Below are 13,575 nucleotides of genomic sequence, written 5' to 3'. Positions count from 1 at the left end.
GCTGCCCCCCGGGGGGCCCCCCCCCCCGGCGCGCCCCGCCGGGGCCCGCCCGGCCCCCCGGGGGGGGGCGCCCCCCGGGGCGCCCCCACCGGTCCCCGGCGGAGCCTTACTGTGGTCCGAATGAGCTCCTCTCCCATCTGGCGGGCCGTGACCCGGAACCCGGTCAGCTTCCTCACCTCCGCCGCGCCGTGGCGTGCGCTCGGCTACCTCGCCACCTCCGGTCTGCTCGGACTTCTCTCGCTGATCGTGCTGGGAGGTGTGGTGGTGTGCGGGCTGCTGCTGTCGGTGGCGGGGATCGGACTGGTGATCCTGGCGGGCTCCGTCCTCCTGGGTATCCCGCTGGCCGCGCTGGAGCGGCGCAGGCTGCGGCTGCTGGAGGGGCCGCACACCGAACGACCGGCCAGTCCGCACCGTGCCGTCGCGCGGCCGGGACTGTGGCCGTGGCTGACCACCCGGTTGCAGGAGAGCGCGACCTGGCGGGAGTTCGGCTTCGCCATGGTGTTCGCGGTGCTGCTCTCCGTCGTGGACCTGGCCCTGCTGACCCTGGCGGGCTCACTGGTCGTACTGATCGTCTTCCCGGTCGAGGTGGCGGTCACCTCCGGGCAGCCGGAGGCGCTGCTGCTCACCGGCCTCGGGATCGCCGTCCTGCCGGTCGCCGCTTATGTCCTGGGGGCGGCGGCCGCCGCGCAGGGCTGGTTCGTGCGGCTGATGCTGGCGCCCAAGGAGAGCGGGCAGACCGACCGGGTCGTGGAACTGACCCGTTCACGGGCCCGGATGGCCGACGCCTTCCAGGCCGAGCGGCGGCGTATCGAGCGGGATCTGCACGACGGGGCGCAGCAGCGTCTGGTGGCGCTGGTCATGACACTGGGGCTGGCCGAGATGGAGTTCGGCGGCGCGGACGCGAAGACCGGCCGGGCCGGCGAGCTGATATCCCGGGCCCGGGGAGAGGCGAAGCAGGCGCTGGACGAACTGCGCGACCTGGTCCGCGGCATCCATCCGCAGGTCCTCACCGACCACGGCATCGCCGCGGCGGTGTCCGAGGTCGCGGTACGCTGCCGGGTGCCGGTGGACGTGGACGTGGAGCTGGCCGGGCGGCTGCCCACGCAGATCGAGGCGACCGCCTACTTCTTCATCAGCGAGGCACTCACCAACGTCGTCAAGCACAGCGGTGCCACGTCCGCCACGGTGTACGGCCGGCTGACCCGGGACGGGCTGTCCGTCACGGTCACCGACAACGGCGTCGGGGGTGCCGAACTGCGCGAGGGCGGCGGGCTGGAGGGCTTGGCCGACCGGGTCGCGGTGGTCGATGGAAGACTGGTGCTGTCCAGCCCCTCTGGCGGTCCCACCGCCCTCAGCCTGGAGATTCCGTGCCAGCACAGTCACTCCGTATCGTCCTAGCCGAGGACTCGGCGCTCGTCCGTGAAGGGATCGTCGAGCTGCTGCACAAGTTCGGCCACCAGGTGGTCCGGGCGGTCGGGGACGCCGATTCCCTGATCACAGCGGTACGGGAGTGCTCCCCGGACATCGTCGTCACCGACGTACGGATGCCGCCGGGGCACGGGGACGACGGACTGCGTGCCACGACGGAGCTGCGCAAGAGCTACCCGGACCTGCCGGTCCTGGTGCTGTCCCAGTACGTCGCGAACGCGTACGCCAAGGAGCTCTTCACCCCCAGCAGAACGCCGCACCGCCAGAGCCGGGCCGGCCTGGGCTACCTGCTCAAGGACCGGATCGGTGAACTCAGCGAATTCGCCCAGGCAGTCGAACGTGTCGCCGCAGGAGCCATGGTGATCGACCCCCAGGTTGTCCAGCACATACTGATGGAGCGCGACCAGCGCCACCAGTACCAGCTGCTGTCCGCCCGCGAGCAGGAGGTGCTCGGGCTGATGGCCCACGGCTACTCCAACGCGATGGTGCGGGACGCCCTGAACATCAGCGACGGGGCGGTGGCCAAACACATCGGCAACATCTTCGCCAAGCTGGGGCTCTCCCCCGACGACGGCAACCGCCGGGTGCTCGCGGTCCTGGCGTACCTGCGCGACGAGTGATCCCCGCCCCCGCCCCGCCCGGTGCCGGCTTTCCGCCGGCGGTGCCGTGACCCGGTTGATTTCGCGACAGCTTACGAAGGTGGCGCGCCGGGCCCACCCGGGGGGATGGTGTCCACGCAGGCCCGTCGGACGCAGTACGCGTTCCGGGGCCGGACCGTCCTGCCCGGCAGGCGGGCCCGGCCGGTGGGCCGCGGGACCAGTACAGGGAAAGCAGGCCGAGGCGGCGCCACCGTAAGGGTGTGCCGCCGACGCCTGTAGGGGGATTTCATGAACGTGGAAGAGCTGTCCGGGCGCCTGCCCGCGCTCGCACGCGAACACGGTGTTCCGGGCGGGCAGTTCGCCCTGCACCACAAGGGCGAGACCCGTTCCTTCGTGTTCGGCGAACAGGACGCGGCGGGCACGGTGCCGGTGACCGGGGACGCCAAGTTCCCGGTCGGTTCCATCACCAAGGCGTTCACCGCCGCGCTGGCCATGCTGCTGGTCGACGAGGGCGACCTGGACCTCGACGCGCCGGTGGCCGAGGTGCTCACCGAACTGCGCGCGCCGGACGCCCGCTTCGGCGCCGCCACGACACTGCGCCAGTTGCTCAGCCACAGTGGCGGGCTGCCGCCGGGCCGCGATTCCGACAGCCTGGCCGGCGCCACCCGCCGCGGCTATCTCGCCGACTGCGCCCGGATGGCGCCCATCGACACGTTCGGCTCCTCGTTCTCCTACTCCAACGTCGGCTACACCGTCATCGGCATGCTCGCCGAACAGGCCGTACGAATGGACTGGCGCGAGGCGCTGGAGAGCTTCCTGCTGGACCCGCTGGACATCGAACCTGCCTACATCGCGGGCCCTTCGGCACGGCCGTACGTCTCCGGACACGCGGCCCGTACCGCGCCGGCCCGCGCGGTGCCGGTCCGCCAGACCCTGCCCGCCATCGAGGCGCCGGCCGGGGCGCTCGCCCTCAGCGCCCTGGACCTGCTGGCCTTCGGCCTGCTGCACACCGACGACGCGGACGGCGTGCCGGGGCTGCTGGACGCCGACGCCCTGGCCGGAATGCGCGCCGGTGTGCCCGGGGCCGAGCCGTTCGGGCTCGCCGACGGCTGGGGGCTGGGCCTGTCGCTGTACCGTGCCGACGACGGCACCCACTGGACCGGCCACGACGGCACCGCCGACGGCACCTCCTGCCACCTGCGCGTCGATCCGGCGGGCGGCACCGTCGTCGCGCTGACCACCAACGCCCACACCGGCATGGCCATGTGGGAGAGCCTGCTGGCGGACCTGCGACAGCTCGGTCTGGACGTGGCCAGCTACTCGTACTCCGCCTTCCGCGACCCGCGGGAGAAGATCCCGGCGCCGCCCGGCTGCCTGGGCCGGTACGTCAACGGGGAGACCGAATACCTGGTCGGCCCGGGCGGCGCGGACGGGAACGGGGACGAGCTGACGCTGCGGCTGGACGGCGAACCGTTCGCCCGGATCACCGTCCACGAGGGGCTGGAGTTCACCCTCCGGGAGTTCGCCGAGGGCGGCATGGTCTACCTCGGCCGCTTCCTGCGGAACCCCGCCACCGGCGGCATCGACCAGATCCAGGTCACCGGCCGGCGCGCCCAGCGCGTCTGACACCGGCCGGTCACCGGCCGGCCGCCGCGCCCGTACGGCCACGGGCGCGGCGGCATCCGACGGGCAGGGCACCGAAGCCCTGGCCCGCATCCGACTTGTGCAATTTTTTTCACCGGCGGCATGCCCGCGCCCCCTGGGCGGCATGCCCCCGCACCGAACCCGGAAGAGGGAACATGGAACGCGGTACGGCATCCCTGCGACCGATCGCCGTGGCAGCCGGGTCCTCGCAGGACCCCGCCGGCGCCTCCCCCACCGACCGTTGTCTGCACGAGCTGTTCCAGGAGCGGGCGGCGCTGGTGCCGGACGCGACGGCGTTGGTCTTCGGCGGGGTGCGGGTCACGTACCGGGAGCTGAACGCGCGGGCCAACCGGCTGGCCCGGCTGCTGGTGACGCGGGGCGCGGAGCCGGGCGCGGTGGTCGCGGTCTGCCTGGAGCGCGGCCCCGAGCTGGTGGTGGCGCTGCTGGCGGTGCTGAAGACGGGCGCCGCGTACGCGTTGCTGGACCCGGCGTTCCCGGACCGGCGGCTGGCGGACCTCCTCGGTGAGACGGGTGCGCGGCTCGTGGTCAGCGACGACGCGCGGGCCGGGCGGCTGCCGCACGGCGCGGCCGAGGTGGTGTCGCTCGACGGCGACCGGGCCGCGGTGGCGGCGCGGACGGCGGACGACCTGCCGCGTACCGCGGGTCCGCTGGACGCGGCCTGCGTGATGTTCACCTCCGGCTCCACCGGCCGCCCCAAGGGCGTCGTCGCGCCGCACCGGGCCGCCGTACGCGTCTTCTTCGGGCAGGACCTCGTGGCCTTCGGGCCGGACCGGGTCTGGCTGCAGGCCGCCCCGATGTCCTGGGACGCCTTCGCGCTGGAGCTGTGGGGCGCCCTGCTGCACGGCGCCACCTGCGTCCTGCACCCCGGCTCGGCGCCCGACCCCGAGGTGATCACCGAGCTGATCGCCGAGCACCGGGTCACCACCTGCTTCCTGTCGACCAGCCTGTTCAACCTCATGGTGGACGAGTACCCGGACGCCCTGGGCGCGGTACGCGAGGTGATGACCGGCGGCGAGGCGGCCTCGCCGCAGCACATGGCCCGGCTGCTGAAGGCCCACCCCGGCGTGGCGCTGATCCACGGCTACGGTCCGGTGGAGAGCATGGTCTTCGCCACCTCCCACCGGGTCACGGAGGAGGATCTGCACGGGCCGACGGTACCGATCGGTACGGCCCTCGCCCACACCACCGTGCACGTCCTGGACGAGCGGCTGCGCCCGGTGCCGGCCGGCACGACGGGCGAGGTGTGGATCGGCGGGGACGGCCTCGCGCTGGGCTACCTCGGGCGGCCCGACCTGACCGCCGAACGCTTCGTCGCCGCCCCCTGCGCCCCCGGCGAGCGCCTCTACCGCACCGGCGACCTGGCCCGCGTCCTCCCCTCGGGTGCGCTGGAATTCGCCGGCCGCGCCGACGACCAGGTCAAGATCCGCGGCTTCCGCGTCGAGCCGGGCGAGGTGCGCTCCGCGCTGCTCGCCCACCCGGCCGTCGCTTCGGCCGCCGTCACCGCCGTACGACGCGAACAGGGCGCCTGGCAGTTGGTGGCCCACCTCGTCGCCGCGCCCGGTGCCGAGGCGCCGCGGCCCGCCGAACTCCGCGTGTTCCTCGGCGGCGCGCTGCCGGAACACCTGGTCCCCAGCGCCTTCGTCACCCTCGACCGGCTGCCGCTCACCCCGGCCGGCAAGCTCGACCGCCGCGCCCTGCCCGCGCCCGACTGGAACGCGCAGACCGCCGCCCACGTGGCTCCGCGCACTCCCCTGGAGAGCACGATCGCGCGCATCTGGGCCGACGTCCTGGGCGTGCGGCGGGTCGGCGTCGAGGACGACTTCTTCGCGCTGGGCGGCGACTCCATCCTGAGCATGCGGATCGTCTCCCGCGTCCGGGCCGAACTCGGCGTCCCGGTGCCGCACCGGGTGCTGTTCGGCGCGCCCACCGTGGCAGACCTCGCCCGGACGCTGGACACGGCCGACGGCGGGCGCACCAACGACGGCACCGCGCACGCGCCGATCCCGGCGACACATCGCGAGGGCGCGCTGCCGCTGTCGTACGCCCAGCAACGCCTCTGGTTCCTCTACGAGTTCGAGCACGGCGCGGTCGAGTACAACACTTCCCTAGGACTGCGGCTGGCCGGGCCGCTGGACGCGGCGGCGCTGAGCCGTGCCCTGGGGGCGCTGGCCACCCGCCACGAGTCGCTGCGCACCACCTTCGACGCCGTCGACGGGCGTGGCGTGCAGTACGTGCACACCACGTTGGAACCGCCGCTGCGTACCGTGTCGCTGACCGGTGCGGAGGCGCCGGGCGCCGAAGGAGCGGGAACGGACGGGCGGCGGGCGGAGCTGGACCTGCTGCTGCGCGCGGACGCCGGGCTCCCGTTCGACCTGCGCCAGGGCCCGCCGTGGCGGGCCCTGCTGATCCGGCTGACCGACGGGGAGCACCTGCTGGTCCTCACCCTGCACCACATCGTCACCGACGGCTGGTCCATGCGGATCCTCGCCGAGGAACTGGCGTCGCTCTACGCGGCAGCGCACAACGGCGCGGAGTCCGTGGACGCCGTGCTGCCCGCCCTTCCCGCGCAGTACGCCGACTTCTCGGTGTGGCAGCGCGACCGCCTGTCGGGCCCGGCGTTCGACGACCAGCTCGCCTACTGGAAGCGCCGTCTCGACGGCCTCACCCCGCTGCGGCTGCCCGCCGACCGCAGCCGTGCCGCCGTCCGCGCGACGGGCGGCGCGGCACACCGCTTCGCGCTGCCCGCCCCGCTGGTCACGGCCCTGCGGGAGCTGGGCAGGGAGCACGGCGCCACACTGTTCATGACGCTGGCCGCGGGCGTGCAGCTCCTGCTGTCGCGCTACAGCGGTGAGCGGGACGTGGCGGTCGGCACGGCGTCGTCGGGGCGTTCCCGCCCCGAACTGGAGCCGCTGGTCGGCTTCTTCGTGAACACCCTCGTACTGCGCTCCCAGGTGGACCCCGCCCGGGACTTCGCGGGCTTCCTCGGCGAGGTGCGCACGACGGTGCTGGAGGCGTTCGACGCCGAGGACGTGCCGTTCGACCGGGTGGTCGAGGCGGTGGCCCCCGAGCGTGACCTCAGCCGCAACCCGCTGGTCCAGGTGGTGGTGGCGCTCCAGCAGGGGCAGCCGGAGCTGCCGGACGCCGGCGGGCTGCGGATCACCGGCTACGACCTGCCCCGCTACTCCTCGCGCTTCGACCTGTTCGTCGAGTTCTGGCCGCAGGGCGACGCGCTGGACTGTGTCATCGAGTACAGCACCGACCTGTTCGACGCCGCCACGGTCGAGACCATGGGCGGCTACCTGCGCACCCTCTTCGAGGGCGTGGTGCGGGCACCGCACCGGCCGATGGGTGAACTGCCGCTCTCGGTCGCCACGGAGGAACACGGCACCGCGGCGGCTGCCGGTGACCGCGCCGAGGACGGCGCGCTGGGCCAGTGCCTGCACGAGGTGTTCCAGGAGCGGGCGGCGGCGGTGCCGGACGCGACGGCCTTGGTGTACGACGGGGCGCGGGTCTCGTACCGGGAGCTGAACGAGCAGGCCAACCGGCTGGCCCGGCTGCTGACGGCGCGCGGCGCCGGGCCGGGCGCGGTGGTGGCGGTGTGTCTGGAACGCGGTACCGGCCTCATCGTGGCGCTGCTGGCGGTGCTCAAGTCCGGTGCGGCGTACGCGCTGCTGGACCCGGCGTTCCCCGACGGGCGGCTGGCGGACCTGCTGGCCGAGACCGGGGCACGCGTCGTGGTCAGTGACGACGCGCGGGCCGCACGGCTGCCGGACGGGCCGGCCGAGGTGGTGTCGCTCGACGGCGACCGGCCGAAGCTGGAGACGCTGGACGCCCACGACCTGCCGTGCGTGACGAGCCCGTCGGACGCGGCCTGCGTGATGTTCACCTCCGGCTCCACCGGCCGTCCCAAGGGCGTGGTCTCACCCCACCGGGCGGCGGTACGCGTCGTACGCGGCCAGGACTTCGCCGAGTTCGGTCCGCGGCACGTCTGGCTGCAGAGTGCCCCGATGTCCTGGGACGCCTTCGCGCTGGAGCTGTGGGGCGCCCTGCTGCACGGCGCCACCTGCGTCCTGCACCCGGGCTCGACGCCCGACCCCGAGGTGATCTCCGAGCTGGTGGCCGAGCACCAGGTCACCACTCTGTGGCTGTCCGCCAGCCTGTTCAACGTCATGGTCGACGAGTACCCGGCGGCCCTGGGCTCCGTCGAACAGGTCATCACCGGCGGCGAGGCCGCCTCGCCGGCGCACGTGGCCCGCGTACTGGCCGAATACCCCGCGCTGCGCCTGGTCAACGGCTACGGGCCGGTCGAGAGCATGGTCTTCGCCACCACCCACCGCATCACCGCGGAGGACGTCCGGCGCCCCTCGGTGCCGATCGGACGCCCGATCGCGCACACCAGCGTGCACATCCTGGACGAGCGGATGCTGCCGGTCGCGCCGGGCATCCCCGGTGAACTGTGGATCGGTGGCGCGGGTCTCGCGTCCGGGTACCTGGGGCGGCCCGACCTGACCGCCGAGCGCTTCGCCGCGGCGCCGTTCGCCTCCGGCGAGCGCCTCTACCGCACCGGCGACCTGGCCCGCGCCCTGCCCTCGGGAGCGCTGGAGTACCTCGGCCGCATCGACGACCAGGTCAAGATCCGCGGCTTCCGCATCGAACCCGGCGAAGTCCGCACCGCACTGCTCGCCCACCCCGCCCTCACGGCCGCCGCCGTCGTCGCCGTCCAGGTGGAGAACGGCCCCAAGCGGCTGGTCGCCTACACCGTCACCGCCCCCGGCGCCGACGCCCCGGAAGCCGCCGTACTGCGCGACTTCCTCGGACAGTCCCTGCCGGCCCACATGGTCCCCAGCGCCTTCGTCACCGTCGGCCGTCTCCCCCTCACCCCGGCCGGCAAGCTCGACCGCCGCGCCCTGCCCGCGCCCGACTGGAACACCTCGGCGGGCACGCGGCAGTACGTCGCACCGCGCGGACCCGTCGAGGAGACCCTCGCCGGAATCTGGGCGGACGTCCTGGGTGTGGAGAAGGTCGGCGCCGAAGACAACTTCTTCGAGCTGGGCGGCGACTCCATCCTCAGCATGCAGGTCATCTCCCGGGCCCGTGCCGCCGGCCTGACCGTGCACTCCAAGGACGTCTTCCTGCGGCAGACCGTCGCCTCGCTGGCCGCCGCCGCGGTCACCCACGGCGCCGCCGGGAAGGAGGCGCGGCCCCGGGCCGCGGCCACCGGTGACGTCCCGCTGACCCCCGTACAGCACTGGTTCTTCGACCACCACCGAGCGGGGCCGGAACACTTCGACCAGTACGTGGTCCTCGATCTGGACCCGGCAGCCGACCGCGCCGCGCTGGCGGCCGCCGTCGCCGCGCTGCCCCGGCAGCACGACGCGCTGCGCAGCCGCTTCACCCGCGTCGACGGGCAGTGGCACCAGTTCACCGCACCGGCGCACGCGGACGACACGGTGCTGCGCAGCATCGACCTGTCCGGCGTGGACGGGCCGGAGCAGGACGCGGCGGTACGTGCCTGGGTCGAGGGGCCGGAGGCCAGGTTCCGTTTGGAGGAGGACCGCAAGTTCACCGCGGTCCTCGTCGAGCGCGGCGCCGCACGGCCTCCCCAACTCCTGCTCAGCGCGCACCACTTGGCCGTGGACGGCGTGTCCTGGCGGGTCCTCGCCGAAGACCTCGACACCGGTTACCGGCAGGCCGCGGCCGGCCGGGCCGTCGACCTGGGGCCGGGCACCTCCTCGTTCCGCGAGTGGGCGCTGCGGCTGTCGCGGCACACCGCCGACGGCGGCTTCGCGGCGGAGGCCGGCCACTGGGACGCGGTCACCGCGGCGGACGGCGGCCCCGTCGATGCCGGGGCACTGCCCGTGGACGGCGAGGGGCCCAACACCGTCGCCTCCACCCGTACCGTGACCGTCCGGCTGAGCACGGAGGAGACCCGCGCCCTGCTCCAGCAGGTCCCCGCGGTCTACCGCACCCGCGTCGACGACGTCCTGCTCAGCGCTTACGGCCGGGTGCTCGCCCGGTGGACGGGCAGTCCGCGCACCCTCGTCGACCTGGAAGGCCACGGCCGCGAGGAACTCTTCGACGACATCGACCTGACGCGTACCGTCGGCTGGTTCACCAGCATCTACCCGGTCGCGCTGACCGTCGATCCCGCCGCGGACTGGGCCACCACGCTCAAATCCGTCAAGGAGCAGCTGCGGGCCGTACCGGGCCGCGGCCTGGGATACGGCGCGCTGCGTCACCTCGCCGGGCCGGACGCGCCCCTGGGGCAGCCGGGCCGGGCCGTGCCGCAGATCAGCTTCAACTACCTCGGCCGGTTCGACACCGGCGCGGCGGCCGGCTCGCTGCTGCGTCCCGGGGGTGATGGGGTCCAGCTCACCGGGCACCCCGGGGAGCAGCGGCCGCACCTGCTGGACGCGGTCAGCCGCGTGGAGTCCGGTCAACTGTCGATGACCTGGTACTACTCCGCCGACGTGCACGACAGGGAGACCGTCGAGGGGCTGGCGGAACAGACCGCCGAGGCCCTGCGGGACATCCTGCGGCACTGCGCCGACCCGGCCGCCGGCGGCGTCACCCCTTCCGACTTCCCGCTGGCCGGACTCGACCAGGCGACCCTCGACCGGGTGGCCGGCGACGGCCGCGCCGTCGAGGACCTCTACCCGCTGACGCCGATGCAGAGCGGGATGCTCTTCCACAGCATGACCGAGCCGGACCGGCCGCTGTACGTGGAGCAGGTCTCCTTCGTGCTGGACGGCGTGACCGATCCGCGGCTGCTCGGCCAGGCCTGGCAGCAGGTCGTCGACCGTACGCCGGTCCTGCGCACCAGCGTGCTCCGCGACGGGCTCGACGAACCGCTGCAGGCCGTGCACCGTACGGTGTCGCTGCCGGTCGACCACCTCGACTGGCGCGGCCTGACACGGAACGCGGAGCAGGACGCGGAGCAGGACGCAGCGCGGCGCGCCGCGCTGGACGAGCTGTTCGAGCGGGACCAGGCGGCGGGTCTGGACCTGTCGTGCGCCCCGCTGATGCGGGTGACCCTCGCCGCGCTGCCCGGCGACGCGGTGCAGGTGCTGTGGACCTTCCACCACCTGCTGCTGGACGGCTGGAGCGCTTTCCAGGTGCTGTCCGACGTGTTCGCGTGCTACGGCGCGCTGCGGCGCGCGGACGCCGACGGCGGCGCGGCGGAACCGGCGCTGCCGTTCCGTCCGCCGTTCCGCGACCACGTGGCCTGGCTCGCGGACCAGGACACCCGGGCCGCCGAGGAGTTCTGGCGCGACGCGCTGCGGGGCTTCGCCGCTCCCACCGCGCTGCCCTACGACCGGCAGCCCACCGGCCCGCACCACAGCCGCTCCTCCGGCCGGGTGGGTCTGGAGCTGACGCCGGAGCTGACCGCCGGGCTGAACGCGCTGGCCAGAGAGCACCGGCTGACGCTCAACTCCCTGGTACAGGGCGCCTGGGCGCTGCTGCTGGCGCGCCACAGCGGGGAGCGGGACATCGTGTTCGGCGCCACCGTCTCCGGCCGCCCGGCCGAGCTGGCCGGGTCCGAGGCCATCCACGGGATCTTCATCAACACGCTGCCGGTACGCGTAGGCATCGACGACGGCGCCCCGCTGGTGTCCTGGCTCGCCGGGCTCCAGGCCGCACAGGCCGAGTCCCGCGCCCACGACCACCTGCCGCTGGCCCGCGTGCAGGCCACCGCCGAGGTGCCGAGCGGCAGCGCCCTGTTCGAGAGCATCGTCATCTTCGAGAACTACCCGATCGACGAGGAGGCGGGCAGCGCCCACGGGCTGCGGCTGCGCGACCTGTACGCCGAGGTCGAGACGACCAACTACCCGCTCGCCGTGACGGTCTACCCCGGTGAACGGCTGCGGTTCGGCTTCGCCTTCGACCCGGCCCTGTTCGACGAGGAGTCGGTACGGACGCTGACCGGCCGGCTGCGGGAGATCCTGGCCGGGGCGGTGGCGGGCCCGGGGCGGACGCTGCGCGAGCTGCCGTGGCTGGCGCCCGACGAGCGCCAGGCCCTGCTGGACGCCGGCACCGGCCCGGTGCGCGACGCCGGTACCGGCACGGTGCTGCGGATGCTGGGCGAGCAGGTGGCCCGTACCCCCGAAGGCGTCGCCCTCCTCAACGGCTCGCAGCGCGTCACCTACCGGGAGCTGGACGAGCGGTCCAACCGGCTGGCACGCGCGCTGATCGCCCGCGGCATCGGCCCCGAGGACCTGGTGGCGGTGGCCGCCGAGCCTTCGGTGGATCTGGTGACCGGGCTGCTGGGCGTGCTCAAGGCGGGTGCCGCGTACGTGCCGGTCGACCCGGCCCACCCGGCGGAGCGCATCGCCCACGTCCTCGACGACGCGGCGCCCGCGCTGGTGCTCGCCGACTCCGCGTCGCAGGCGGTGGTCCCGGCCGCCCGGCGGCTGCTCCTGGACGGAGCGGGCGCGGACGGGCCCGGTGCGGGCCTGGCGTGCGGGCCGGTGCGCGACGACGAACGCACCACCCCGCTCGACCCGGCCCACCCGGCCTACGTCATCTACACCTCCGGCTCCACCGGCCGCCCCAAGGGCGTCGTCATCGAACACCGCTCCTTCGCCGACTACGTCGCCTGGGCCGCCGACGCCTACCCCGGAGCATCCGGCACCGCCGTACTCCACTCCCCCGTCACCTTCGACCTCACCGTCACCGCCCTCTACACCCCACTGATCAGCGGCGGCCGCGTCCTCATCAGCACCCTGGAGGACACGGCCGCCCTGCCCGGCGCGGCGCGCGACTGTTCCCTGCTGAAGGTGACGCCCTCGCACCTGGCGCTGCTGGGCACCCTCGCGGACGACCTGCTCACCACCGGTCAACTCGTGGTGGGAGGCGAGCAGTTGCTCGGCGAAGTGCTCGAACAGTGGCGCCGGACGCACCCGGACGTCACCGTGATCAACGAGTACGGTCCGACCGAGGCGACCGTCGGCTGCATGGAGTACCGCATCGAGCCCGGCGAGCAGGCCGAGCCCGGTCCGGTGCCGGTCGGCCGGGCCCGCGACAACACCCTCCTGCACGTCCTGGACGCGGGCCTGCGGCCGGTGCCCGCCGGCGTACGGGGCGAGCTGTACGTGGCCGGAGCCGGACTGGCCCGCGGCTACGTACGACGCCCCGGCCTGACCGCCGAACGCTTCGTCGCCGACCCCTACGGGCCGCCCGGCTCCCGGATGTACCGCACCGGCGACCTCGCCCGGTGGCGGCCGGACGGGCACCTGGAGTTCCTCGGCCGCACCGACGACCAGGTCAAGATCCGCGGCTACCGCATCGAACTCGGCGAGATCGAGTCCGCGCTGCTGTCCCACCCGCTGGTCGCCGAGGCGGCGGTGATCGCCACCGGCGGCGACGGCGGGTCCGGCCACAGCCGTCTGACCGGTTACGTGGTGCCCGCCGAGGGCCGGCAGCCGGACCCGCGGGAACTGCGCGAGCACACCGCCGTCTCGCTGCCCGGCTACATGGTCCCGGCCGCCGTCGTCGTCCTCGACGCCCTGCCGCTGACCCCCAACGGAAAGCTCGACCGGGCGGCGCTCCCCGAGCCGCAGGCGGCGCAGGACGCCGAGGACCACGTCCCCCCGGGGACGCCCACCGAGGAGGCGCTCGCCGACCTCTGGGCCGACCTGCTGGGCGTCGAACGCGTCGGCATCCACGACAACTTCTTCGACCTGGGCGGCGACTCCATCCTCAGCATCCAGACGGTGCTGCGGATGAAGGTCGCGTTCGGTCTCGACCTGTCCCCGCGCGACGTGCTGACCGCGCCCACCGTGGCCCAGCTCGCCCTGGTCGTCGAGGACCGCATCCTCGCCGAGCTGGAGCAGGCCGCCCTGGCGGACTTCGAGGGCGACGGGCCACCGGCTCCCTGAGCCCC

The 13,575-nt window shown here is 74.0% G+C and carries 4 protein-coding genes; all 4 read left to right on the top strand.

Annotation, left to right across the window (positions count from 1 at the left end; all coding sequences use genetic code 11):
* The first annotated feature begins 120 nt into the window (after positions 1–120).
* The 4 genes from AB0A97_RS19800 to AB0A97_RS19785 all read left to right on the top strand — a co-directional run bounded on the left by AB0A97_RS19800 (position 121) and on the right by AB0A97_RS19785 (position 13,570).
* Positions 121–1,398 (top strand): sensor domain-containing protein, encoded by a 1,278-nt coding sequence (locus AB0A97_RS19800; protein WP_361151379.1) that lies wholly within the window; start codon positions 121–123, stop codon positions 1,396–1,398.
* Positions 1,368–2,048, top strand: coding sequence for a response regulator transcription factor (locus tag AB0A97_RS19795; RefSeq protein WP_361151376.1), 681 nt, complete (start codon positions 1,368–1,370; stop codon positions 2,046–2,048). The genes AB0A97_RS19800 and AB0A97_RS19795 overlap by 31 nt, the downstream gene beginning before the upstream one ends.
* A gap of 267 nt (positions 2,049–2,315) precedes the next feature.
* Positions 2,316–3,653 carry a serine hydrolase domain-containing protein gene (locus AB0A97_RS19790; protein ID WP_361151373.1) on the top strand — a complete coding sequence of 446 codons (1,338 nt, stop codon included), beginning with the start codon at positions 2,316–2,318 and terminating at the stop codon, positions 3,651–3,653.
* A 173-nt stretch (positions 3,654–3,826) separates the two neighbouring features.
* A complete protein-coding gene (locus tag AB0A97_RS19785) occupies positions 3,827–13,570 on the top strand; it encodes an amino acid adenylation domain-containing protein (protein WP_361151370.1) in 9,744 nt (3,247 codons plus the stop codon).
* The last annotated feature ends 5 nt before the right edge of the window (positions 13,571–13,575 follow it).

The organism is Streptomyces sp. NPDC045470 (assembly GCF_040646595.1).
In the GTDB taxonomy this organism is placed as follows: Bacteria; Actinomycetota; Actinomycetes; order Streptomycetales; family Streptomycetaceae; genus Streptomyces.
This window is presented reverse-complemented; position numbering and strand designations above follow the sequence as displayed.

Coding starts and splice junctions, on each gene's coding strand:
- AB0A97_RS19800 (WP_361151379.1), top strand. CDS start 121: ATGAGCTCCTCTCCCATCTGGCGGGCCGTGACCCGGAACCCGGTCAGC.
- AB0A97_RS19790 (WP_361151373.1), top strand. CDS start 2,316: ATGAACGTGGAAGAGCTGTCCGGGCGCCTGCCCGCGCTCGCACGCGAA.
- AB0A97_RS19785 (WP_361151370.1), top strand. CDS start 3,827: ATGGAACGCGGTACGGCATCCCTGCGACCGATCGCCGTGGCAGCCGGG.